The organism is Adhaeribacter aquaticus DSM 16391 (assembly GCF_000473365.1).
In the GTDB taxonomy this organism is placed as follows: Bacteria; Bacteroidota; Bacteroidia; order Cytophagales; family Hymenobacteraceae; genus Adhaeribacter; species Adhaeribacter aquaticus.
Window position 1 is genome coordinate 2,950,658 of sequence record NZ_KI421517.1, and the last position, 22,977, is coordinate 2,973,634.

Below are 22,977 nucleotides of genomic sequence, written 5' to 3' on the forward strand. Positions count from 1 at the left end.
GGGTATATTTAGTATCCACTTTAATTAATAACTTTGCCCGATTAGGAAGCGCCAGCCCTAAAATTCAGGTGTTATTATAAACCTGACCTTTTGGCGACCTACAATTAAACCATGGTTTTAATGCTCATGGCTGATTTAAGATTAAAATAATTTATGCTGATATCATTTGATTGGTTAAAACAACTTATTGCTATAAATAAACCAGCCACCGAAGTGGCCGCCTTACTTACAGACTCCGGGTTAGAGGTAGAAGGGTTGGAAACTTTTGAAGTAATAAAGGGAGGGTTGCAAGGTATTGTTATTGGCGAGGTGCTTACTTGTGAAAAGCATCCGGACGCTGATAAACTAAGAATTACTACTGTAAATATTGGATTAGAGCAACCTAAACAAATTGTTTGTGGGGCGGCAAATGTAGCTGCCGGTCAAAAAGTAGTTGTAGCTACTGAAAATGCTGTTTTATATCCTTCCGGCGGTGAGTCTTTTCAAATTAAAAAATCCAAAATCCGCGGGGCTGTTTCAGAAGGAATGATTTGTGCCGAGGACGAAATAGGGATAGGTACTTCCCACGCAGGTATTATAGTGTTGGACACTGATCTGCCAAATGGTACACCCGCAGCCGAATATTTTGGTTTAAGTTCTGACACCGTCTTTGAAATTGGTTTAACTCCTAACCGAGCAGATGCTGCCTCGCATTACGGGGTAGCCCGGGAGTTACAGGCTCTTACCGATGCTAAAGTTGCTTTACCGGATGTTTCCGTATTCAACCTAAGCAATACAAACCGGAATATTGCCATTGAAATTCAGGATGCAGCAGGTTGCCCCAGATACGCGGGATTAACCATCAGCGGGGTAAAAGTAGGGGAGTCGCCGGAATGGTTGCGTAACCGGCTACGTGCCATTGGTCTATCACCTATCAATAATGTGGTAGATGTAACTAATTACGTGCTACATGAATTAGGCCAACCCTTGCATGCTTTTGATGCCGATAAAATTGCTGGAAATAAAATTGTGGTAAAGCGGGCAGATGAAGGCGCTGCTTTTGTAACCTTAGATGGGGTAGAACGGAAATTACGCAGTACAGACCTGATGATTTGTAATGCCGACGAACCCATGGTAATTGCCGGAGTATTTGGAGGTAAAAAATCGGGTGTTTCAGAAGAAACAGTAAATATATTCCTGGAGAGCGCTTATTTTAATCCAACCTCCATCCGGAAATCTTCCCAGGTACACGGCCTAAAGACTGATTCTTCTTTCCGTTTTGAAAGAGGAACAGATCCGAATATAGTACCTTATGCTTTGAAGCGGGCAGCATTGTTAATACAAGAAGTAGCCGGAGGCGAAATTTCATCGGAAATCACCGATGTTTATCCAGAACCGGTTCAGCCTTTCCAGATAAGCCTGAGTTTATCCCGGGTAGATAAATTAATAGGCCAAGCCATAGGCCGAGAGCGGATTATAGAAATTTTGACGGACCTAAATATTGAAATTAAGGAAGAAACAGAAACACATTTGGTGTTATTAGTACCTCCGCACAAAGTAGATGTTACCCGGGAGGCAGATGTAATAGAGGAGGTTTTACGTATTTACGGCTACAACAATATTGCTTTAAAAGAAAATATCGCCACTAGTTTCTTAGCTAAATTCCCGCAACCAAATCCGGAAGAGTTAAAGCAAAAGATCAGTAATTTGTTAACGGGTAGTGGCTTTAGTGAAATAATTACCAACTCCCTTACTGATTCGGCTTACTATGAAAAAGGTGCGGAGGATAAAGATGAAACATTGGCCCGCATTGTAAATTACAACAGCGAAGAGTTGGATGTAATGCGGAAAACCCTGGTGTTTTCGGGATTAGAAGTAATTCGGCGAAACGTAAACCGGAAGCAGAAAGACCTTAAACTTTACGAATTAGGTAAGGTTTATGCAAAAGCCGGTGAAAAATACAAAGAGCAACAGAAATTAGCCTTGTTTGTTACGGGTAATACCGCTGCCGAAACCTGGTCGCAGAAATCCGAGAAAACTACTTTCCATTATTTGGCAGGAGTGGTGCAAAATGTATTGACTAAACTGGCCAGAACCGATTTTACCTTGCAGCCTTTACAACACCCCTATTTAAGTGGTGGCGTTAACTACCAGAAAAATGATGTGGTACTGGCGCAGGTTGGTTTGTTAGATGCTCAGGTATGTAAACGCATTGATGTAAAAGAACAAGTTTGGTACGCCGAATTAAACTGGGATTACCTGGTTAAAAATTCTAAAAGCCAACTGGTGTTTGAGGAGTTGGCCAAATTCCCGGAAGTGCGCCGTGATTTATCTTTGGTAATTGATAAGGGCATAACTTTTGATCAGATAAAAACCATAGCACAGCGTACCGAACGGAAACTGTTGCAGGATATAAATGTGTTTGATGTGTACGAAGGCGATAAAATTGAAGCTGGTAAAAAAGCCTATGCCATCAGTTTTACTTTGCTGGATAAACAGCAAACACTAACCGATAAAGTAATTGATGCCACCATGAACCGGTTGATGCAACAATTTGAAAAGCAATTAGGAGCAGTTATCAGAAAATAAGTATGGATACCGGCAAAGAGTTAGAACAACTGAATCGGATAGAAAGCAAAGTTTCTAAACTGATTACGCGCTATCACCAGGCCCAGGAGGCGCTGGAAAAAGCCCACCAGGAAATTCGGGAACTTCAGACGGTCATTCATCAGAAAGATGAGGAAATAAAAAATTTTCAAAATCAAGATAATATTGCTAAAATTGTAAACACGATAGCAGCCGATGCTGCAAACGCGACAGAGTTAAAGCTGAAAATAAACGAATATATCAGAGAGATTGATAAGTGTATCGCTTATTTAAGAGATTAGACAGGTATATTGGTAGTTATTAAGTGTTGTTTAAATTTTATAGTATCATATTACTTTATTTTGACTGTTTATAATACACTTTTACTTAAACAACTGATAATAATTAACAAATAGCGCATACGATGAGTGAGTTATCTATAAAAATACGCATAGCTGACCGTGATTATCCAATGCGCGTTACCGAGGATGAAGAGGAAAGGCTACGAATAGCCGGACGCGTGATAAACGAACGTATAAAGTTGTTTCGCGACCAGTTTGGGATAACCGAAAAGCAGGATTTATTAGCCATGGTGGCGCTGGAAATAGCAGCCGATAGCCTTAAAACTGCCAAAAATAAAGCAGAAGATTTAAGTTCTTTTGCCGGAAAGCTTTCGCATCTAAACGATCTTCTTTCATCTCTTAAATTGGATTAGTTTATTAACTTGTTATAGAGGTTTTCGGCAACGCCGGAAGTTGTAGCTTAATGCCTGCCTTTGCCATCGATGCTATAATTTAAACACCAAAAAAATTATAGTTATGTCCATTACTGCTTATATAATAATTACTGCCCTGATAGCTTTAGGCATTGGGATAGTAGTTGGGCGCTTTCTGTTAAAACAAGTCTTCAAAAAAGAAGAGGAAGAAGCTCATGAAAAAGCTAAATTAATTATCCGCGAGGCTGAATTAAATGCTGAAAGCCTAAAGAAAGATCGAATTTTAGAGGCAAAAGAAAAGTACTTCCGTTTAAAAACTGAATTTGAAGAAGATGTAAATAAAAAGAAAAACATCATTATTCAGAACGAGAACAAAGTAAAACAACGCGAGCAACAAGTAACTAACCAGTTTGAGCAGATCAAGAAAAAAGAAGCTGAATTAGCTACTCAAAAAGAGCAATTAACGGCCCAGTTAGATGGCATTACTAAGCAAAAAGAACAGGTAGAAAAAGCCCGTCTTTCAGTCGTGCATCAACTTGAGAAAATTGCCAATCTATCGGCTTCAGAAGCTCGGGAACAACTGATTGAAAGCCTTAAAAACGAAGCCCAGATTCAGGCTTCCTCTCATATTAAAGATATTGTAGCCCAGGCAAAATTAACGGCAACCAAGGAAGCTAAAAAAGTAGTGCTGGAAACCATTCAACGTACTGCTGCTGAACATGCCATTGAAAACTGCGTTTCCGTATTTAACATCGAAAGTGACGATATTAAAGGTAAAGTAATTGGTCGGGAAGGGCGTAATATCCGGGCTTTAGAGGCCGCTACAGGGGTAGAAATTATTGTGGATGATACGCCGGAAGCCATTATTATATCTGGTTTTGATCCGGTACGACGCGAGATTGCCCGTTTATCTTTACACCGTTTAGTGGCAGATGGTCGTATTCACCCGGCTCGTATTGAGGAAGTGGTAGCGAAAACTAAGAAAAACATTGAAGACGAAATTATAGAAATTGGAGAGCGTACCATCATTGATTTAGGTATCCATGGTTTACATCCTGAATTAATTAAAATGGTAGGCCGTATGCGTTTCCGGTCTTCTTATGGCCAGAATTTATTACAACACTCCCGCGAAGTAGCGAATTTGTGTGCTACCATGGCAGCCGAATTAGGTTTAAATGTAAAGCATGCGAAACGTGCCGGTTTGTTACATGATATTGGAAAGGTTTCGCCGGAAGAGCCGGAGTTACCACACGCTATATTGGGTATGGAGCTGGCTAAAAAGTATAAAGAACATCCGGATGTTTGCAACGCGATAGGTGCTCACCACGATGAAATAGAAATGACCGCCATGGTTTCGCCGCTGGTGCAGGCCTGCGATGCTATTTCAGGTTCTCGTCCGGGTGCCCGTCGTGAAATAATGGAATCTTACATAAAGCGCCTGAAGGAATTAGAAGAAACTGCTATTGGTTTTGATGGCGTAAACCAGTGCTATGCCATTCAGGCCGGCCGGGAATTACGCGTTATGGTAGATGCTGATAACGTTTCGGATGACCGGGCTCAGCAATTATCTTTTGATATTTCTCAGAAAATAGAAAAGGAAATGCAGTATCCGGGCCAAATTAAAATTACGGTTATTCGGGAAATGCGTTCGGTGGCTTATGCCAAGTAATTTTATATGATTCTAAAAAAAGCCTTGCTACTAAAAAGCAAGGCTTTTTTTATGGGAAGTAAAACAACCCTGGGTTTTATCGTAAATTTACGGGTACTTTTAGTTTTCCACAGTTGTTATATTCTGTACTAAAAAACCGTAAGAGCCTGAAAGGCTTTAAACAAAGCTTCCAGTTTGTAATTCTGTTTTTACCATCACCCAATACTGCTTAGATCTATCAAACTATTTATGTTAAGAAGTTTTAAACTAGTTGTTGCCTCTGCAATTATTTTAAATTTAGCTAGTTGTTCATCAGTTTACATGCCCAATACCCCCAATACGCCCATGTTAAGTGCAAAGGGAGAACTAAGTACCGGGGGGCATATTACAATGAAAGGTAATGCAAGTTTCAATTCCGGATATGCCGTTTCTGACCATTTTGGATTGATTGTGAGTGGAGCCATGATGAGCAGAAATCGGGTTAAACAAGATTTCCGGCATAATTTATTAGAAGCCGGGGGCGGTTATTTTACTGCGTTTGGTCCTAACCATAATCGAATTCTGGAAATTTATACGGGGCTTGGCCGCGGAAGCAGTGACCGAACTTTTAAAGAAAAAACCTCAGCCGGAGCCCAAACGTTTGATCGGCAGGAAACAACTTTTAATAAATATTTTATGCAGGTAAACTACAGTTCCAAGCGGAAGGAATCTTTGCGGTTACTAGGCCGGGATTATCCGCTTAATTATGGAACTGCTTTGCGCCTTAGTTATATAAATATGGACGAATTCTTTCGAAACGATGTAGCTCAGCCTACCGAAGATAATATTTTCCTGGAACCGGTTTTTTATACCAGGATGGCATTAAGTCCATCGGTACAGTTGCAATACACCAGTGGTAGTAATTTCGGTTTAAAGAATCGCAAATTTCTTACTGCTGGCAACTCCGTTTTTAGCGTCGGTTTTGTAATAAATGTGGGCGGATTAACTAATAAAAAATAAAAAGTGTAAGACCACTTCTAGTAAATAGTTTACTTTATTTTAGTCGCTGTTGATAAATTTGTTAAACCCCTGCCAAATTTTGCCGTAGAAGCCTTTAAATTAAGCAGGTAATAAAAGACGTAAGCAGATTACTTTCCAGTTAAGAATGCTGCTTTACCAAAAGAATTACTGCTAAAAAGATATAAATCAGGATGCCGTTTACCTGATAACAATTATTAAATGGTGTTTTTTTATTAGGGGGAAAGAGGCTTGAGGAATCAAGCCTTTTTTTTGTTTAAAAAAAAAAGCGGCTTACGGCCGCTTTTACTCTGTTCTGCTGTCGCAAAGGTCTTATTTAAGGAAAGCCCTCAGCATCCAGTGATTTTTCTCATGCTCATTTAAGTCTTCACTAATTAAGCCATTGGTGCCTTCATCTTCGCTTTCTCCGGCTAATCTTAAAATTTCCCGCTCCAGCTTAATTAGGGTACTTATATTGTCAATAGTAGCTCCCACGGTTTCCCGGTCGCTGGAAACATTGGCAGTTTCTTTTATGCTGGATACGCGAACAAAATCAGAAAAAGTATGTAGGGGCGTATACCCAAGTGTTAAAATACGTTCTGCTATTTCATCAATTTTGGTTAAGGCATTGGTATATAATTCTTCGAACTTAGCATGTAACTGGAAAAAGTTTACCCCTTTGATATTCCAATGAAAGCCCCGCACATTCTGGTAATAGATGTGGTAGTTGGCTAATAATTCATTTAGTTTTTCAACCAGTTCTTTATTGGGTGCTTGTTCCAGACCTAAGTCAGTTAAATTTTCCATAGTTTATATTTATACTTTTAGTTTATTGGTTAATCTTAAGGTATAACTTAAAAACAGGGATTATTGGATAAAGGTTATAAAAAAAGGTGCAGAATTTCTGCACCTTTCAAACTTATAGTCTTTAGTAAAATTAAGAAGAAACAGCTTCTCCTTTTAACGCCTGTAACATGGTTTCACCAATGTTAGCCGGAGAATCTACTACAAAGATTCCGTTTTCACGCATAATTTTCATTTTAGCAGCAGCAGTATCATCAGCACCACCAATGATAGCACCTGCGTGGCCCATTCTACGACCAGCTGGAGCAGTTTGACCTGCAATAAAACCTACAACTGGTTTTTTGTTTCCGGTAGAACGGATGTACTCAGCTGCAACAGCTTCGTAATTACCGCCAATTTCACCAATCATTACAATAGCATCGGTCTCTGGATCTTCCATTAACAGTTCTACTGCATTTTTTGTAGGAGTACCAATAATTGGGTCACCACCAATACCAATAGCAGTAGAAATACCTAAACCAGCTTTTACAATCTGGTCGGCAGCTTCGTAAGTTAAAGTACCAGATTTAGAAACAATACCAATACGACCTGGTTTGAAAACGAAGCCTGGCATGATACCAACTTTCGCTTCACCTGGGGTAATTACACCCGGACAGTTTGGCCCGATTAAAGTAACATCTTTGTCTTGGATGTACTCTTTTGCGTAAATCATGTCTTTTACCGGAATACCTTCGGTAATAGCCACTATTACTTTAATACCAGCATCAGCCGCTTCCATAATAGCATCAGCAGCAAAGGCTGGTGGTACAAAAATAATGGATACATTAGCACCAGTTTGAACAACGGCATCAGCAACGGTATTAAATACCGGCTTGTCCAGGTGAGTAGAACCTCCTTTGCCAGGGGTTACACCACCTACCACGTTGGTGCCATATTCAATCATTTGTTGGGCATGGAAAGAACCTTCTGAACCGGTAAATCCCTGCACAATCACTTTAGAATCTTTATTAACCAAAACACTCATGTGTACTTTTTTTAAGATGAATGAAAGTCAGAACAGTAAGTGGTGCAAAAATAGATTTTTTTGCGGCCCCTGCAAAAATTACTTGCAGTATTCCTAAATAGATTTTCATTTTTGATCTTATTGCTCCAGTTTTAGGTATAAATACAAAAATATTTCTGGAAAAAGGATACTTTTGCATTTCATTTTGTTAGGGTAAAGGGAGCCAATTATTTTGGGCGCAACCTTAATTTAAAATCTTGATAATGTATTTAAATCATATTACTGAAGCCATTGGTAAAACTCCACTGGTAAAACTAAATAAAGTAACCGATGGTATTAAAGCTACCATTCTGGCTAAAGTAGAATACTTTAATCCGGGTAACTCTGTTAAAGACCGGATGGCACTTAAAATGATTGAGGATGCCGAAAAAGCGGGCTTATTAAAACCAGGCGGAACTATTATTGAAGGTACTTCCGGTAATACTGGTATGGGCTTGGCGCTGGCGGCTTCGGCAAAAGGGTATAAGTGCATTTTTACGCTTACAGATAAGCAAAGCCCGGAAAAAATGAATATTCTAAGAGCTGTTGGTGCCGACGTAATTGTTTGCCCTACTAATGTGGCTCCAGAAGATCCGGCTTCTTATTATTCTGTAGCAAAGCGGTTAAATCAGGAAATACCAAACTCCTTTTATCCAAATCAGTATGATAACTTATCTAACACGGCAGCTCATTACGAAACGTCTGGCCCGGAATTGTGGGAGCAAACCGAAGGTAAAATTACTTACTTTGCTGCGGGAGTAGGAACAGGCGGCACTATATGTGGTATTGCAAAATACCTAAAAGATAAAAATCCGGCTATCAAAACTGTTGGTTTAGATACCTATGGTTCAGTTTTTAAAAAATATAAAGAGACCGGCATTTTTGATGAAAATGAAATATATCCTTATAAAACCGAAGGCATTGGCGAGGATATATTGCCTAAAAATGTTGATTTTGATTTAATAGATCAATTTATAAAAGTAACCGATAAAGACGGTGCGCTTATGACCCGTCGTTTAGCCAAAGAAGAAGGCTTATTTGTGGGTTGGTCGTCCGGGACGGCAGTACATGGCGCCCTGGAATTTGCCCGGGAACATTTAACGGAGCAGGACGTGCTGGTGGTGCTATTGCCCGATCATGGTACCCGTTACTTAGGCAAAATTTATAATGACGATTGGATGCGTAGCGAAGGGTATATAGACTAAGGAATATTGCCTTTTCCTACTATAAAAATAGCCAGTTATCATAACTGGCTATTTTATTTTATATCTTTAGCCGTTTTTGCCTTATTGCCCAGTAATAAATAGGAAAGACCAAGATTACTGATTTTGCGTAATAGGGATAATTAAATTTAAAGCACTACCTAATAATAATCTTATACCAGGTTTAGAGTAAACATAAACATGTTTAATTTCTTACAAAAGCTTTTAGAGTCGTCTGAATTTATGCCTCATGGCCATTGTTATTTATGGCGATCAGATATTTTATGGTTAACAGTTATTGGTGATGGCCTGACAGGGTTAGCTTATTTTACTTTGCCTTTAATGCTTTTTTACATAGTTAAAAAGCGCCAGGACCTGATACACCGCAACCTGTTTATGATGTTCGGGATATTTATAATGGCTTGTGGTGCCACCCATTTTGTAGATATATGGACCATCTGGAATCCGACCTATCGCCTGGCAAGTGTAGTAACCATGTTTACTGGCCTGGTTTCCGTTGCAGCGGCAGTAACTCTTTTTAGAACCATTCCGGCTATCCTGGCCTTACCCAGCCCTATCCAACAGGACGCTACAAATGCCGAGTTAAGAGCTCAGATAGAAGAACGCGAAAAAGCTCAGACTTCGCTGCGCCAGATAAACGATGAATTAGAAATTCGGGTACAACAGCGAACTGCACAGTTAATTCGGGCTAACCGTGACCTGGAGCAACAAATAGAAAACCGGAAACGAGCCGAAAGAGATTTAATTGCCAAAAACGGCGAACTTATCCGGATAAATGGAGATCTGGATAACTTTGTATACTGTGCTTCCCATGATTTAAAATCACCGGTGGTAAATGCCGAAGGTTTAGTAACAGCTCTGCGGGAAGAGTTGCCAAGTGATATTCAGGGCGTGCAGGACTTATTAGGTCGTTTGGATCTTTCTATCCGGCAAATGCACCGTACTATCCAAGACCTGACTGAAGTAAGTACCTTGCAAAAAAATACAGATAAGTCGGATTTTGAGATTCTTAACTTCAGTAAAGTGCTGGATGAAGTAAAAATAAGTCTGGCAGATAAGATTGGCAAAGCAGGGGTTACCATTACCGGTGATTTTAGTCAGGTGGATGAAGTACGGTTTACGCATAAGAACTTAACCAGTATTATTTTTAACCTGGTGAGTAATGCTATTAAATACCGCTCGCCCGATAGGGCTCCAGTAATTCAGGTATCGTCGCAAGATGCTGGTGATTATGTAATGCTGGCCGTAGCAGATAATGGTATTGGAATGGATTTGATCAAGCATGAAAAGAAAATATTTTCTTTGTTTAAACGTCTGCACGATAACATAGAGGGCAGTGGGGTTGGATTGTTTATTGTAAAACGCATTATGGAGTATAACCAGGGCAGGGTAGAAGTCGAAAGCAAACCAGGAGAAGGAACGACCTTCAAAATATTTTTTCCTAAAAGAATTTCCTAATAAGAAAACATGAGAACATTACGTAGCATATTATTAGTTGACGATAACGAAACCAGTAATTTTTTAAATGAGCGGCTTTTGCGCCGTATGAATTTAACCAACAGCATTAAATTGATGCCTAATGGCAAAAATGCCTTTGATTACCTGGAAGCTCTGAGCTTAGGAAAAACTCCCGAAGAGGTAAAACCCGAGTTGATATTATTAGACATTAATATGCCGGTACTGGATGGATTTGAATTTTTGGAACTTTACCAAACCCTGGACGAAAGCTTCCGAAGCGATATTATTGTGGCTATTTTGTCTACTTCTAACCATCCGCAGGATACAAGTAAAGCAAGCGATTTCAGGGCATATTATATTACCAAACCGTTGACCATTGAGAAAATAGAAACCCTTCTCTCTATGTATGACGAGCATAATGGATAATCAAAACAAATAGAGGCAAGCTTATTCATAATTCACCAGACGCTAAGCTGGTGAAGGCTGTTGTACGGGAGTAAAAGTAAAAATTTCACCATTAAATAAGCCTTTATCGCTAAGTTTTAAAGCCGGAATTACCAATAAGCCCATGAAAGATAACGTCATAAACGGGGAAGCAAGGGTGCTGCCCAAGCTTTTGGCAGCGGCATCCAGGGCAGAGTAAGCATTGGCAACCTTATACCCATCTTCCGGCGACATAATGCCTGCTACCGGTAGTGGTAAGACTTGCTCACCAACCGAGCCAACAGCAGCAATACCACCTTTCTCTTTTATAATTAAGTTTATAGCCTGGCATAAACTTTCATCTTCGGTGCCCACGGCAATTATATTGTGGGAATCGTGCCCTACGGATGAAGCAATAGCTCCTTCTTTTAAACCAAAGTTGCGGATAAAGGCAATAGCTGGTTCAGAATCCTGGTAACGGTTTACTACGACAATTTTTAAAACGTCCTGGGTTAAATCTGAAACAATATGACCTTCTTCTATCTTAGCCGGTACTTCCAGACTTCCCGTTATTAACTGCCCATCATAAGCTTCTATTACTTTTATTTTAGTATTGGGAGAAGCAGCAGGTACTTTAAATTGATTTGGGGTTTTAAGATTGGTATTAAAATTATTGATAACCTCGTTTTCCGAAGAAGGAATATTAGTTTTACCATTTTCGGCCACTAATTGGCCGTTTATATAGGTTTTCAAAACATGGAAACTCTCCAGGTTATCCACTATTATAAAATCGGCGGGGTCATTTATTTGTAATAAACCCACCTCCAAATCGTAATGCTTTACCGGGTTAACGCAAGCAGCTGTTAATATTTTAAACAAATCAATTTGTTTTGCCAGAGCTCTTTTAACCAATAAGTTTATATGCCCTTCTACCAGATTATCGGGGTGTTTATCGTCTGAACATAACATTATAGAATTATAATGTTCTGGTAATAAATCAATGAGGGCATCAAAATTGCGGGCGGCGCTGCCTTCCCGAATCAGGATTTTCATGCCGTATTTAAGTTTATCTAAAGCTTCTTCCTGCGTAAAACATTCGTGGTCGGTGGTCATGCCGGCGGCAATGTACTGTTGGGCTTGTTCGCCACGTAGGCCGGGAGCGTGTCCATCTACCTGTTTGCCGTATTTTTGGGCCAGGGTAATTTTCTGAACAACCGTTGGGTCCTGGTTAAGAACACCCGGCCAATTCATCATTTCCGCTAAATACTTAATTTCATTCCGACTAAATAATTCTTCAATGTCTTCTGCTGTAATTTCGGCGCCGGCTGTTTCAAATGGGGTAGCGGGTACACAGGAAGGGGCTCCAAAATAAAATTTAAAGGGCACCTTTTTCCCATTCTCTATCATGTATTCTACACCTTTTAAGCCAAGTACATTCCCGATTTCGTGCGGATCGGAAACCGTGGCTACTGTACCATGCACTGTTGCTAAACGAGCAAACTCAGCGGGCACCAGCATCGAGCTCTCAATGTGCACATGAGCATCTACAAAGCCTGGTAAAATATATTGTTTATGTTCGGTTTTCTCCGGAACAATTTTCTCAATTTTACCATTGACAATATAGATAGTGCCCTCAATTAGTTGTTCATTTAAAACATCTATAATTTGGCCGCTGATTTTAAAATCTTTAGGGTGCATGTTCGTTGGTCTAAAGGATATTAATTTCCGTACATAGGTTTCGAAAGGGTAAATTACCCTATATTTGCAATAAATATAAATGGTTTTGAAAAAGTTTATCTGGGTTATTTTATTAGCTGTATTTCTGGGAAGCAGTGCTGCGGAGTTAGCTTGTACCCGGAAAACAAGCCTGCAAAAGAAAACAATGGCTTATAAGAAAAAAGCAAAGAAGGGCAAACCAATGCCTTGCCCGTGCGAAAGTAAATAAAGCAAAAGCCAGCCCGAACGTAACTTATATGAAAAAACTTGTAGTAGCCATAGACGGTCATTCATCCTGCGGAAAGAGTACTACAGCAAAATTAGTAGCAAAAGACCTTGGCTACGCTTACATTGATACCGGGGCCATGTACCGGGCCGTTACCTTGTACTTTCTGGAACATTATATTGATTTCACCAACCCGAAAAAAATAGATCAGGCCCTGCAGGAAATTCACATCACATTTGAGCGAAATACTAAATCGAACCGGAATGAGGTGTTTTTGAATGGCTTAAATGTGGAAGATGAAATCCGGAAAATGTATATCTCCAACAAAGTAAGCGAGGTGAGCTGTATTCCGGCTGTAAGACATGCTATGGTGAGTCAGCAGCAAAAGATGGGACGTAAACGCGGGGTAGTAATGGATGGCCGGGATATTGGAACCACCGTTTTTCCGGATGCCGAGGTTAAAGTTTTTATGACTGCTGATGTGGATACCCGGGCTCGCCGCCGGCAGCAGGAACTTCTGGATAAGGGGGAGCTGGTGCCATTGGATGATATAATAGCAAATCTTCAGAAACGGGATTTAATAGATTCTACCCGCAAAGAAAGCCCGTTGGTAAGAGCCGAGGATGCCGAAATTTTAGATACTTCGCATATTACCATAGATGAGCAAGTTGATTTTGTGTTACACCAGGTTTCTGCGAAATTATTAGAACAAGAACTAGCTAAGCGCAAATAATGTTTTTTAGTGTAGGCTTATAAGCTGGCCAAGAATGGCCTGATTGTTGGATAATGGATAAACTAAAGATGCCAGCAACCTTATAACCACATAAACTGCCAATTTAAGAAATGACCATAACCATAGATAAAAATTCAGGATATTGTTTTGGAGTTGAATTTGCCATTCAGATGGCAGAAGACGAGATGGAAAATGTTCCGGAATTATATTGCCTTGGTGATATTGTTCATAATGGTATGGAAGTGCAGCGCTTATACCAAAAAGGGCTCCGTATTATCGATCGGGAGCAATTAAAAGAATTACATGATTGCAAAGTACTCATTCGGGCTCATGGAGAGCCACCGGAAACGTACCAGTTAGCGCTCCAAAATAATATTGAATTAATAGATGCTTCCTGCCCCGTGGTATTAAAGCTGCAAAACCGGGTTAAGCATGCCTTTGATAATATGGAAGAAGTGGAAGGGCAGATTGTTATTTACGGGCAGCAAGGACATGCCGAAGTAATTGGTATTGCCGGGCAAACCCACGACAAAGCTATTATTGTTACCACCGAAGCAGATTTAGATAAAATTGACTTTACTAAACCAGTAACCCTTTTTAGCCAAACAACTAAAAGTACCAAAGGCTTTTACCACATTAAAGCCTTAATAGAAGAGCGCATTAGGGAGGCCAAAGGGGAATTGGTAGATTTTGATGCAAACGATAGTATTTGCCGGCAGGTCTCTAACCGGGAACCACAACTAGCAAGGTTTTCTACCGAGCACGATGTAGTAGTATTTGTAAGCGGCAAGAAAAGCTCTAATGGCAAAGCACTTTACAGTGTTTGCAAATCTATCAACCCTAATAGTTATTTTATTGAGAGCGAGCAGGAATTGGAGGCTAGCTGGTTTGATCAGGCGCAATCGGTAGGTATTTGTGGGGCAACTTCTACGCCTATGTGGCTGATGCAGCAAGTGGCAGACAGCATTCAGGCCTTGGAGCTGCAAGCCATCTAAGCTTTGGCTAAAACTGGCAAGGAATATGTATGTTTCCTTGTTTTGGATTTATATCTACCATGAAACGTCTCTTCCGTTATTTCCTGAATGGGTTCCTGATTATGGCACCCATTACTCTTACCATTTATATTATTGTGGCCATTATTGACTGGCTAAATACTATTTTTGACCTAGGTTTCCCAGGCCTGGGTATTCTGGTAATGTTAATTCTGCTTACCTTGGTTGGCTTTATTGGCTCCTCTTTTCTTGTACGTCCTTTTTTAGTAATAACCGAGCGGATATTTAATAAAGTCCCGATTGTTAGCATTATCTATTCTTCTATTAAAGATTTGTTTAATGCTTTTGTGGGTGATAATCAAAAGTTCAATAAGCCTGTTATAGTCCATTTTTATAAAGATCCGGATGTTTTTCGGGTAGGTTTTGTAACCCAGGACAGTATGGCTGCTATAAATATGGAAGATAAAATGGCCGTTTATTTTCCAGATTCTTATAATTTTTCTGGTGAGCTTTTCTTGGTTTCGAAGGATCAAGTCACTTATCTGGAGCTACCAAGTAGTGAAGTTATGAAATTTATTGTATCGGGAGGTGTTTCCAAGCTTTAGTTTTAAACCATTGGTTGTTATTCTCTTATTTTAAATAATAATAGTTTTTAAACTCTTTTTTTGGGAATTGGTATAAAATCCGATAAGGGTTATTTAATTTATTAAAGTAATAGAAATTGCCATTTGTAGAACTGGAACGAGCTAGATTTCATTACCAATCATTTGGCCAGGGACCGCATGTGATACTGGCCTTTCATGGTTATGGACAGGATAGCGGGCATTTTCAGGTAATAGCCGAAGCATTACGGCCAACCAGTACCATTTACGCCTTTGATTTATTTTTTCACGGCAAAAGTAAACTGCCCAAATCCAAAATGCCGCTGCAGAAGCGGTTCCTCCAAACCCTGATCAAACAATTCCTGGAAGAAAAGAAAATCTCTTCATTCTCTGTATTGGCCTTTAGCATGGGCGGTAAATTTGCGCTAAGTTTAATAGAAGGTTTCCCAACTCAAATAGATCGGGTGTTGTTAGTTGCTCCGGATGGTATTAGAACCAACTTTTGGTACAGCATGGCCACCTACCCGGGCTTTTTGTCGGGGTTGTTTAAGCGAACAGTTTTGAAGCCTACTCCTTTTTTTAAATTTGTAAATTTTCTGGAGCGGAAAAAAATTGTGGACCGAGGGCTGGTAAGGTTTGCCAACTGGCACATGGAAAGTACGCCCAAGCGCCTGCGGGTTTACCGAAGCTGGGTAGGCTTTAGTAAGTTAAATTTTGATATCCGTAAAATTGTTCGGATTTTAAACGAACACCAGATAGAACTTACCATGTTCTTAGGAGAATTTGATCAGGTAATTCCACAACGAAGTTTACAGGTTTTTATCAAAGCCGTTCAGAAATGTCGGGTAATTGTGTTAAAAACTGGCCACGCTTTACTGCTGCACGATGTGGCTTATTACCTGCGCAGGCACCAGGAGATTTTTAGGTAACAACCAAACTTATGCTTGCAGCTTCATTTGCCGAAACAAAAAATACCTTCCATTTATTTTAATTGTTTCAAATGCTACCTGAACGGCCTGGTTTTCTTTATTGGTGAGGGTAATGAGCACAGGCTGTAATAATTTGGTCTTAGGACTTCCTTTACCCGCCTTGCTTTCAGCTAAAGTCAAAGCCGACCAATTGACCGTCCGGTTTACGCCCTCCTGCAGTAACGCATCATAATCTGATTTTAAATGATTTTTAAGGTCCGCAGCCGTTGTATTAGTAATAACAGCTTGCAAATCAGCTGAAGGCTGCCGCTTCAAAGCAGCTAATTCTGCATCTGTAATCAGGTAAGCAGATAGTTGATCAAAATCATGGCTTTGGATAGCCTGCACAATACCATTAGCTAATTCGGCAATGGAAGTAGCGCCATTGGCCTTGGTATTTACTACCGGATAATAAGTTCTGGCCATGAGAGTAGGTACCATTGGGATACCTAACAGGAAAAGCCATAACATTAGGCTTAATTTTTTCATTTTAGTTTTCTTTATAAATACGTGTTCTTATTCTTTTCTTTTAATATTGGTATTACGTTAGGTAGCTTAAAGAGGTAACATTTTAAAAAGTATAAGGCAGTTTCCATTCATTCAAGTTATGTTACAGGTAATTCACTATGGAAGATAAACCCGAGAAAAAGACTGTTGGCCGCCGGGAGCGGGTAAATTTCCCATTATTAGATATATATGAGGTAGAAGCCAAGATAGATACCGGCGCTTTTACTTCAGCTATTCATTGTAGCAATATCCGGGAAGAGATTTTAGAAGATGGCAGTTCTGTTATCCGCTTTCGATTATTGCATCCGTCTCTATCAAAGTATGATAACCGGGTTTTTGAGTTTAAAGAATATGCCAGGCGAAATATTAAAAGTTCTTTCGGAGACGTTCAGGAGCGGTATGTAATTAAAACGCAGATTCAAATTTATGAAGAAAACATAGAAACTGAATTTTCCTTATCTGACCGCAGCGATTTAAAATATCCCGTATTAATTGGCCGGTCCTTGTTAAGTAAGCATTTTGTAGTAGATGTGGCCAAAAAGAATGTTGCCTTTAAACAGAAAAGAAAGAAAGCAAAAAAACAAAGAAATCAATTATGAAAATAGCCATCTTATCACGCAACCCTAGATTATATTCTACCCGACGATTAGTGGAGGTAGCCCAAGCGCGTGGGCACGAGGTTGTGGTGCTGGACCACTTACAATGCGATTTGATAATAGAAGCTGGCCAACCTTCAATTATGTACAAAGGAACAGTAATATCGGGTATTGATGCTGTTATACCGCGTATCGGAGCTTCGGTAACTTTTTATGGTACGGCTGTGGTCCGTCAGTTTGAGATGATGAAGGTAAAAAGTGCGGTAGGTTCTCAGGCAATTGTGCGTTCTCGAGATAAATTGCGGTGCATGCAAATCTTGTCCCGGGCTGGTTTGGGCTTACCCAAAACTGCTTTCACCAATTATTCTAAAGGTAGTAAGCAGTTAGTTAGCCAGGTAGGAGGTGCTCCTTTGGTTATAAAATTACTAGAAGGGACCCAGGGCTTGGGCGTTGTGCTGGCCGAAACCGAAAAAGCTGCTGAATCTGTTATTGAGGCTTTCCATAATTTAAAAGCCAGAATTATAGTACAGGAGTTTATTGCGGAATCTAAAGGAGCTGACATCCGGGCATTTGTGGTGAATGGCGAAGTGGTAGGAGCTATGAAACGCCAGGGGAAAGAAGGAGAGTTCCGGTCTAACTTGCACCGGGGTGGTACGGGTACCCTCATCAAATTATCTCGGGCAGAAAAGGCTGCCGCCCTAAAAGCTGCTGAAGTGCTGGATTTATCGGTAGCCGGGGTGGATATGCTACAATCTAAACGAGGACCTCTGATTCTGGAAGTAAATTCTTCCCCGGGTCTGGAAGGAATTGAGAACGCTACAAAACAAGACATTGCAGCTAAAATAATTGAATATACAGAGTTATTGGTGCAGAAAAAGAAAAATCGCAAAAGCAAAACCCAGGAGTAAATGCCTCAGGAAATTATTATAAATAAGCAATCAATCGGATTAGGGGAGCATGTGCTCACCCGTTTAAATATTTCGCGGTTGCCCAGCGGTACTATTATAGATATACCCGTACACGTTTATCGGGGGCAGGAAGATGGACCAGTTTTATTATTAATGGCTGGTATGCACGGAGATGAGGTAAATGGCGTTGAAGTAATCAGGAGGTTGATTCGCCGGAAAATGATAAAGCCTGAACGAGGAACTGTGATTGCTATTCCTATTTTAAATATTTATGGGTTCTTAAATTTTTCCCGTGAGGTTCCGGATGGGAAAGATGTAAACAGAAGTTTTCCCGGTGATAACCGGGGGTCTTTAGCCAGCCGGGTGGCCAATGCCTTTGTTAGCGAAATTTTGCCCTGGATTGATTACGGAATAGATTTTCATACGGGAGGAGCCAGCCGGACTAATTTTCCCCAGATTAGATGTATTTTAGATATCCCAGATAATGAAAAATTAGCTTATGCTTTTGGCGCCCCCTTTATTATTAATGCCTCGTTTCGGGCTAAATCTTTACGAAAAGAAGCATCTAGATATCAAAAGTCCATAATAGTTTATGAAAGCGGAGAATCATTGCGTTTCGATGAAAAAGGAATTCAGATAGCACTGGAAGGTACGCTGCGGGTATTAGATGTTTTGGATATCCAGAAGAGTAATGTAGCTACAGCCAAAGAACCAATTGTTTGTTTAAAAACAAATTGGGTCAGGGCCAAAGTTGCGGGGTTGTTTCGGAGTAAAGTAACACCCGGCCAGTTTATAAGGAAAGGACAAGCCATAGGTAGTATTGCCGACCCCTATGGTGATATGTCGGTCCGGATAAAGTCGCAGTACACCGGATACGTTATTGGGCTAAACAATATGCCGGTTGTAAACCAAGGAGATGCTATTGCTAATATTGGTATAGAAAAGGAAGCAAACTAAATAGTAATATGAATGTTTAGTTTAATAATACGATTATTGGTAAGATTGCAGGTAGGCATCTTTATTAGTTCTTTGACCTACCAGCCGGAAAAAAGAAATAAAGTTCTTATCATCCTTTTGCAGGGCCACCGCAAAAGGATCTTTCTTATTAGTACCTTCAAAATCTTTAATGTACTGTGTTCTGATTAAATCTGCGGCGGGTACAGGTTCGGCAGTAACTATAGAAACTAACCCGGTTTTTTCCCAAAGCTTTTTCCACCAGGTAATAGAATGAATAAAATACCAGTAGTTCTGATAATCTTTTCGTAAAAAAGCTGGTACTTCTTCCAAGCTTTCTATCTCCTGGTTAAAGCAAACATCTACAATGGCCATGTAACCACCTGGTTTAATAAACTGGCAGATGTAAGGTAAATATTTTTCATCAGTACCAAAATAGGTGTAAGAATCTACTACCAGTACGGCATCAAAAAAAGCTTCGGAAAAAGGCAGGTTACGGGCATCTAGTTGTAACGGGAACACTTTTTCTTCGCAATCAGCCTCACAAATACGTTCATAGTTTTCAGTTGCCGAAACAGCCTCATCGATGGCCCAAACCTGAACATTATATTCTTTTGCTAGAAAAATGGAGCTGATAGCTTTACCACAGCCTAAATCCAAAACGCGCATTCCTGCCTTGAGCGGAATAATACTTGTTAAACTCTCCAGATTAAACAATACATTTTCGCCTAATGAATGCTGACGCACCCATTCCTGGTCGTATTTGGTGGCCTTGGGAAAAACAGATTTTAAACGAACCGGAGCATTACTTGCCATGAAACCTAGATTTAGTTTTTTGTCCCATACGGGGAGCTATTGGGCTGGTTATATTTTTAAATTAAAATCCGGAAGTGTGCGATCTTGAGTGCTGCTAAAAAGGGAAGAAGGAAAGGTGAAAACTTTCCTTCTGTATAAAAATAGAAGAGTTAGTTTTATTTAGTATATGATAAATGGCTTCTACTTTAACGTTATAGAATCTGAAGCTAACTCAATTTTGCCAGCTTTGTACAAGCTGCCTAATGCCTTTTTAAATACTTTTTTGCTCATGCCCAAAGCTTCGTAAATAGCTTCCGGAGAGCTGGTATCCGATAAGTTCAGGCGGCCGTTGTTTTCTGCTAATTTATTTAATATAATCTGAGCCGCATCGGGTACTTCCTGGTAACCAGGTTTCTGCAGGCTGACGTCTATTTTGTCGTCTTCCCTGATTTTACGAACATAGCCGGTAATCTTATCACCTAATTTTAAATCCCGAAATACCTCATTTTTATAAAGTAAACCGCTGTAGGCATTATTAACAATTACTTTTATACCTAATTCTGTAAAGCCGGCTACCAATACCTCCACCGCGTCTCCTTCGCTTAAGCTTTCTGGTACTGGTTTTTGATATTTCTCATATTTAGCTGTAGCAACAATCCTGTCAGAGGTTTCATCCATGTAAATGTAAACTAGGTATTTCCGGCCAGGCTCCATTTTTACCCGCTGGTTTTGGAAAGGAACAAATAAATCTTTTTCCAGGCCCCAATCCAGGAAAGCTCCATAATTGTTGGTTTGTTTAACTTCTAAAACTGCAAAATCGCCAACTTTGGCTTTTGGTTGTAAGGTGGTGGCAATAATACGGTCTTCTGAATCGCGGTAGATAAATACACGTATGGTTTGGCCTACCCGGAAATCTTCAGGCACATATTTGGTGGGTAACAAAATTTCGCCGTCGTCAGAATCTAGGTAAACACCAAAATCTACTTCTTTTATAATTTCAAGATCATTGTAATCGCCAATAGCTACCATAGTTGTAAACTTATTATTTCCCAAACCTACGAAAAAGATAAGATGGGTGATTACAATTAGCCGGATAAATCCTGAAAAAGGAGTACCAGGAAGGTTATCTAAAATCCGAAATAATGGGTTGGGAGAAGCGGAAATCGTTAAAATCGTAATAGGGGCGGGTACTGTTAAATGATTTGATTGGTGTTCTGCCTTGTGGATAATAACCCAGTAGTACCTGAATGGTATTAATAGCCATGTATTCGTTACGGAACCGAAAACCTATGCCGTAGCCTTGGTAGGGTTTGTAGTCAAAAGGGTTAGTATGATTGCCATCAGAAAGCCAGGCGAAATCGGCAAAGTTTACTAGCGCTAACCGGAAACCCAGAAAGGAAAATGGCGTGAATAAACTACTCTCATAGTTTACCACAAACCGCCGGGTACCTCGTTCGCCGATACTAAACCCCCGGATACCATTGTTACGGTTAATGTTCAGAATGTCTTCGGCAAATTTCCGGTTAAATCCCCAGGTGGTGCGGTTCCAGATTAGATGGCGCCACTGCCAGGTACCCACTTTCAGGAGTTTGGTAAAATAAAGTATTTCACTTGAAAATTCGCCTTGTTCCCAATTTTTACCGCGAATATAGGAGTCAAACTGGGCGTCCATGTATAAATAACCAAAATTGGTGGCATATTTACCAAAAGCCATTTTGCCGCCTATGTACCGGCGGTTATAAAAATCCCCTTTTTCATAACCGGCCGAAACAGCAATTAAATTTCCGGAAGGAATGTCTTCTGTTCGGCCAAAACCAAATAAAAACCGGTCTTTGTAATATTTCCGGTAGCTAAAACCAAAGCCGCCAATAAATAAGATATTATTCTGATAATCGGGATTAGGCGAATTGGCATAGTTGGTGGCTATGATACGCCCAGCCGTTATAATCCGTCCAGGGTTTTCAAAACCTAAATCGTAAGACTTTAGCTTAAATGACCTACCCAACCAGTAATCTTGTTTGGTGAAGGTAATATTCTGACGAACACGTCTATCGTCTATGCCTTGGACATGAATAGGATATGAATAGTAATTTACATTCAACGCACCGGCATATCGGGTATTAGCAGTATAAAAATCGCGATAAAAATTGATGCCCCGTTGCTGGTAATGAATTTCGTTCCGGTATAAGAGATGGCCGGTAATAAAGGTGTTATAAATGTTTTGTACGGTATAACTACCTGTGTAAGTCCATGACCGGCGTATAGAGTCTAGCCCAAACTGGTAAACGTTCCGGAACTGATGTCCTAACCCTAAAAAATTTACATCATTTAGCCTAACTCGGCCAGCTGCGGTGTTAGTGTTAAAAGAGCCGGAACCACTTAAATTAAACACGTCTTTGGATACAATAATAACATCTACGCTGTCTTTGGTAGTGGATTTTTCATTCACAAAAATTCGGGCGTCCAGGATATGTTCGGTTTGCCGCAACAAACGCTCCGATTCCTGTAAATCTCCTGGCTCTAGAAGCTCACCTCTTCTGAATAATAATTGACCGCGAATGCGCCTGTTATGTGTTTTAATGTGAAAAGAATTTCCGGCTTTTTCAAAAAAATTGCGCGGCGTTCGGGTGGTATCGTTTATGGAGTAGCCAAATGGGCTTAAACGCCTAATTTCTATGTGGCGAACCACCTTATAATTGTGTTGGGCATAAGCCGGCCGCAATAATTCCGGATCAATGCCGCGTAACGGAGCTTTCCTGTCAAAATCAAATAACAAATCTAATCCCCGGCCTATTAAATTCTTTCGTTTTGATAACGTTTTAAGTCTTTCCAGAACGCGTTCCGAAAAGTCAGGTCGAGCAGGCTTAGGTACCGGTACTAGCTGGCTGGTGTCTACAGGTGTGGTAGTGACTTGGCTAAAGGCAGACGTGCAGATGCCTAAAACTAAAAAGAGTGAAATTACTGCCCAACCTTTAATAAAAATCATAAAATTTTAAGCATGCCACCTGCACTTGCTACCCAAGGTCTGCCCCAAAACAAATATCGTTATTTCAGTATACTTTACCTAATACCTACTTTTTTCGGCTATTTGCTTCTTTTCAATAAG

The 22,977-nt window shown here is 40.1% G+C and carries 22 protein-coding genes and 1 pseudogene; 16 read left to right on the forward strand and 7 right to left on the reverse strand.

The genetic code is table 11. The features are described 5' to 3' along the window. Positions 1-153: 153 nt before the first annotated feature. The 5 genes from pheT (at position 154) to ADHAQ_RS0115385 (ending at position 5,927) form a co-directional block, all read left to right on the forward strand. Positions 154-2,568 carry a phenylalanine--tRNA ligase subunit beta gene (pheT, locus tag ADHAQ_RS0115365; protein ID WP_026463686.1) on the forward strand — a complete coding sequence of 805 codons (2,415 nt, stop codon included), beginning with the start codon at positions 154-156 and terminating at the stop codon, positions 2,566-2,568. A 2-nt stretch (positions 2,569-2,570) separates the two neighbouring features. After that, the gene (locus ADHAQ_RS0115370; protein ID WP_026463687.1) at positions 2,571-2,867 is read left to right on the forward strand and encodes a hypothetical protein; all 297 of its coding nucleotides are present in this window, start codon (positions 2,571-2,573) and stop codon (positions 2,865-2,867) included. Between the two features lie 122 nt (positions 2,868-2,989). Next, a complete protein-coding gene (locus ADHAQ_RS0115375; protein ID WP_026463688.1) occupies positions 2,990-3,280 on the forward strand; it encodes a cell division protein ZapA in 291 nt (96 codons plus the stop codon). A gap of 103 nt (positions 3,281-3,383) precedes the next feature. Continuing rightward, positions 3,384-4,949 carry a ribonuclease Y gene (gene rny, locus ADHAQ_RS0115380; RefSeq protein WP_026463689.1) on the forward strand — a complete coding sequence of 522 codons (1,566 nt, stop codon included), beginning with the start codon at positions 3,384-3,386 and terminating at the stop codon, positions 4,947-4,949. A gap of 300 nt (positions 4,950-5,249) precedes the next feature. Continuing rightward, positions 5,250-5,927: a hypothetical protein gene (locus ADHAQ_RS0115385; protein ID WP_245590621.1), complete on the forward strand. Its 678-nt coding sequence runs from the start codon at positions 5,250-5,252 to the stop codon at positions 5,925-5,927. Between the two features lie 330 nt (positions 5,928-6,257). Here the strand turns inward: ADHAQ_RS0115385 and ADHAQ_RS0115390 are convergent, their stop codons facing one another. Both ADHAQ_RS0115390 and sucD read right to left on the reverse strand, forming a co-directional pair. Beyond that, the gene (locus tag ADHAQ_RS0115390; RefSeq protein ID WP_026463691.1) at positions 6,258-6,731 is read right to left on the reverse strand and encodes a Dps family protein; all 474 of its coding nucleotides are present in this window, start codon (positions 6,729-6,731) and stop codon (positions 6,258-6,260) included. A 130-nt stretch (positions 6,732-6,861) separates the two neighbouring features. Next, the gene (gene sucD / locus ADHAQ_RS0115395; protein ID WP_026463692.1) at positions 6,862-7,752 is read right to left on the reverse strand and encodes a succinate--CoA ligase subunit alpha; all 891 of its coding nucleotides are present in this window, start codon (positions 7,750-7,752) and stop codon (positions 6,862-6,864) included. Between the two features lie 242 nt (positions 7,753-7,994). Between sucD and ADHAQ_RS0115405 the strand changes: the two are divergent. The 3 genes and pseudogenes from ADHAQ_RS0115405 to ADHAQ_RS0115415 form a co-directional block, all read left to right on the forward strand. After that, positions 7,995-8,972 (forward strand): annotated as a pseudogene (locus tag ADHAQ_RS0115405) (PLP-dependent cysteine synthase family protein); the annotation flags it as partial. Positions 8,973-9,173: 201 nt separating this feature from the next. Further along, positions 9,174-10,451, forward strand: coding sequence for a sensor histidine kinase (locus ADHAQ_RS27325; protein WP_051359954.1), 1,278 nt, complete (start codon positions 9,174-9,176; stop codon positions 10,449-10,451). Positions 10,452-10,460: 9 nt separating this feature from the next. Further along, complete coding sequence (locus ADHAQ_RS0115415; protein WP_026463695.1) at positions 10,461-10,877, forward strand: response regulator; 417 nt, start codon at positions 10,461-10,463, stop codon at positions 10,875-10,877. Between the two features lie 42 nt (positions 10,878-10,919). Here the strand turns inward: ADHAQ_RS0115415 and ade are convergent, their stop codons facing one another. Continuing rightward, positions 10,920-12,572, reverse strand: coding sequence for an adenine deaminase (ade, locus tag ADHAQ_RS0115420; RefSeq protein WP_026463696.1), 1,653 nt, complete (start codon positions 12,570-12,572; stop codon positions 10,920-10,922). A gap of 85 nt (positions 12,573-12,657) precedes the next feature. On the opposite strand from ade, the gene ADHAQ_RS28160 reads away from it, so the two are divergent. The 5 genes from ADHAQ_RS28160 (at position 12,658) to ADHAQ_RS0115445 (ending at position 16,072) form a co-directional block, all read left to right on the forward strand. Next, positions 12,658-12,819, forward strand: coding sequence for a hypothetical protein (locus ADHAQ_RS28160; RefSeq protein ID WP_157433436.1), 162 nt, complete (start codon positions 12,658-12,660; stop codon positions 12,817-12,819). A 28-nt stretch (positions 12,820-12,847) separates the two neighbouring features. Then, on the forward strand, positions 12,848-13,549 hold the full coding sequence (cmk, locus tag ADHAQ_RS25925; protein WP_034256855.1) for a (d)CMP kinase: 702 nt from the start codon (positions 12,848-12,850) through the stop codon (positions 13,547-13,549). Positions 13,550-13,659: 110 nt separating this feature from the next. After that, positions 13,660-14,544 (forward strand): 4-hydroxy-3-methylbut-2-enyl diphosphate reductase, encoded by an 885-nt coding sequence (locus ADHAQ_RS0115435; RefSeq protein ID WP_026463697.1) that lies wholly within the window; start codon positions 13,660-13,662, stop codon positions 14,542-14,544. A 59-nt stretch (positions 14,545-14,603) separates the two neighbouring features. Then, positions 14,604-15,146 (forward strand): DUF502 domain-containing protein, encoded by a 543-nt coding sequence (locus ADHAQ_RS0115440; protein WP_026463698.1) that lies wholly within the window; start codon positions 14,604-14,606, stop codon positions 15,144-15,146. Positions 15,147-15,262: 116 nt separating this feature from the next. Further along, entirely contained in the window at positions 15,263-16,072 is an 810-nt protein-coding gene (locus ADHAQ_RS0115445; RefSeq protein ID WP_026463699.1) for an alpha/beta fold hydrolase, read from the forward strand. Between the two features lie 9 nt (positions 16,073-16,081). Here ADHAQ_RS0115445 and ADHAQ_RS0115450 read toward each other — a convergent pair whose 3' ends face one another. Next, on the reverse strand, positions 16,082-16,600 hold the full coding sequence (locus tag ADHAQ_RS0115450; protein WP_157433437.1) for a hypothetical protein: 519 nt from the start codon (positions 16,598-16,600) through the stop codon (positions 16,082-16,084). Between the two features lie 137 nt (positions 16,601-16,737). Here ADHAQ_RS0115450 and ADHAQ_RS0115455 point away from each other — a divergent pair, with 137 nt between their 5' ends. The 3 genes from ADHAQ_RS0115455 to ADHAQ_RS0115465 are packed head-to-tail and all read left to right on the forward strand — an operon-like array spanning position 16,738 to position 19,079. Next, on the forward strand, positions 16,738-17,217 hold the full coding sequence (locus ADHAQ_RS0115455) for an ATP-dependent zinc protease family protein (RefSeq protein ID WP_026463701.1): 480 nt from the start codon (positions 16,738-16,740) through the stop codon (positions 17,215-17,217). Then, positions 17,214-18,122 (forward strand): 30S ribosomal protein S6--L-glutamate ligase, encoded by a 909-nt coding sequence (gene rimK / locus ADHAQ_RS0115460; RefSeq protein ID WP_026463702.1) that lies wholly within the window; start codon positions 17,214-17,216, stop codon positions 18,120-18,122. Before ADHAQ_RS0115455 ends, rimK begins: the two co-directional genes overlap by 4 nt. Next, a complete protein-coding gene (locus tag ADHAQ_RS0115465) occupies positions 18,123-19,079 on the forward strand; it encodes a succinylglutamate desuccinylase/aspartoacylase family protein (protein WP_026463703.1) in 957 nt (318 codons plus the stop codon). A gap of 33 nt (positions 19,080-19,112) precedes the next feature. On the opposite strand, the gene ADHAQ_RS25930 is transcribed toward ADHAQ_RS0115465, so the two are convergent. From ADHAQ_RS25930 to ADHAQ_RS0115480, 3 genes are all read right to left on the reverse strand, one after another. Continuing rightward, positions 19,113-19,892 (reverse strand): SAM-dependent methyltransferase, encoded by a 780-nt coding sequence (locus ADHAQ_RS25930; protein WP_051359955.1) that lies wholly within the window; start codon positions 19,890-19,892, stop codon positions 19,113-19,115. A 180-nt stretch (positions 19,893-20,072) separates the two neighbouring features. Continuing rightward, positions 20,073-20,924, reverse strand: coding sequence for a CvfB family protein (locus tag ADHAQ_RS0115475; protein WP_342667290.1), 852 nt, complete (start codon positions 20,922-20,924; stop codon positions 20,073-20,075). A 70-nt stretch (positions 20,925-20,994) separates the two neighbouring features. Further along, complete coding sequence (locus ADHAQ_RS0115480) at positions 20,995-22,857, reverse strand: BamA/TamA family outer membrane protein (protein ID WP_026463705.1); 1,863 nt, start codon at positions 22,855-22,857, stop codon at positions 20,995-20,997. Between the last annotated feature and the right edge of the window lie 120 nt (positions 22,858-22,977).

Excerpts from the sequence above, each read along its gene's own strand:
- ADHAQ_RS0115450 (WP_157433437.1), bottom strand. The coding sequence starts at position 16,600 with ATGAAAAAATTAAGCCTAATGTTATGGCTTTTCCTGTTAGGTATCCCA.
- ADHAQ_RS27325 (WP_051359954.1), top strand. The coding sequence starts at position 9,174 with ATGTTTAATTTCTTACAAAAGCTTTTAGAGTCGTCTGAATTTATGCCT.
- cmk (WP_034256855.1), top strand. The coding sequence starts at position 12,848 with ATGAAAAAACTTGTAGTAGCCATAGACGGTCATTCATCCTGCGGAAAG.
- ADHAQ_RS0115455 (WP_026463701.1), top strand. The coding sequence starts at position 16,738 with ATGGAAGATAAACCCGAGAAAAAGACTGTTGGCCGCCGGGAGCGGGTA.
- ADHAQ_RS0115440 (WP_026463698.1), top strand. The coding sequence starts at position 14,604 with ATGAAACGTCTCTTCCGTTATTTCCTGAATGGGTTCCTGATTATGGCA.
- ADHAQ_RS0115390 (WP_026463691.1), bottom strand. The coding sequence starts at position 6,731 with ATGGAAAATTTAACTGACTTAGGTCTGGAACAAGCACCCAATAAAGAA.
- pheT (WP_026463686.1), top strand. The coding sequence starts at position 154 with ATGCTGATATCATTTGATTGGTTAAAACAACTTATTGCTATAAATAAA.
- rny (WP_026463689.1), top strand. The coding sequence starts at position 3,384 with ATGTCCATTACTGCTTATATAATAATTACTGCCCTGATAGCTTTAGGC.
- ADHAQ_RS0115375 (WP_026463688.1), top strand. The coding sequence starts at position 2,990 with ATGAGTGAGTTATCTATAAAAATACGCATAGCTGACCGTGATTATCCA.
- ADHAQ_RS0115480 (WP_026463705.1), bottom strand. The coding sequence starts at position 22,857 with ATGATTTTTATTAAAGGTTGGGCAGTAATTTCACTCTTTTTAGTTTTA.
- ADHAQ_RS25930 (WP_051359955.1), bottom strand. The coding sequence starts at position 19,892 with ATGGCAAGTAATGCTCCGGTTCGTTTAAAATCTGTTTTTCCCAAGGCC.
- ADHAQ_RS0115435 (WP_026463697.1), top strand. The coding sequence starts at position 13,660 with ATGACCATAACCATAGATAAAAATTCAGGATATTGTTTTGGAGTTGAA.
- ADHAQ_RS0115415 (WP_026463695.1), top strand. The coding sequence starts at position 10,461 with ATGAGAACATTACGTAGCATATTATTAGTTGACGATAACGAAACCAGT.
- rimK (WP_026463702.1), top strand. The coding sequence starts at position 17,214 with ATGAAAATAGCCATCTTATCACGCAACCCTAGATTATATTCTACCCGA.
- ADHAQ_RS0115385 (WP_245590621.1), top strand. The coding sequence starts at position 5,250 with ATGCCCAATACCCCCAATACGCCCATGTTAAGTGCAAAGGGAGAACTA.
- ADHAQ_RS0115370 (WP_026463687.1), top strand. The coding sequence starts at position 2,571 with ATGGATACCGGCAAAGAGTTAGAACAACTGAATCGGATAGAAAGCAAA.
- ADHAQ_RS0115465 (WP_026463703.1), top strand. The coding sequence starts at position 18,123 with ATGCCTCAGGAAATTATTATAAATAAGCAATCAATCGGATTAGGGGAG.
- sucD (WP_026463692.1), bottom strand. The coding sequence starts at position 7,752 with ATGAGTGTTTTGGTTAATAAAGATTCTAAAGTGATTGTGCAGGGATTT.
- ade (WP_026463696.1), bottom strand. The coding sequence starts at position 12,572 with ATGCACCCTAAAGATTTTAAAATCAGCGGCCAAATTATAGATGTTTTA.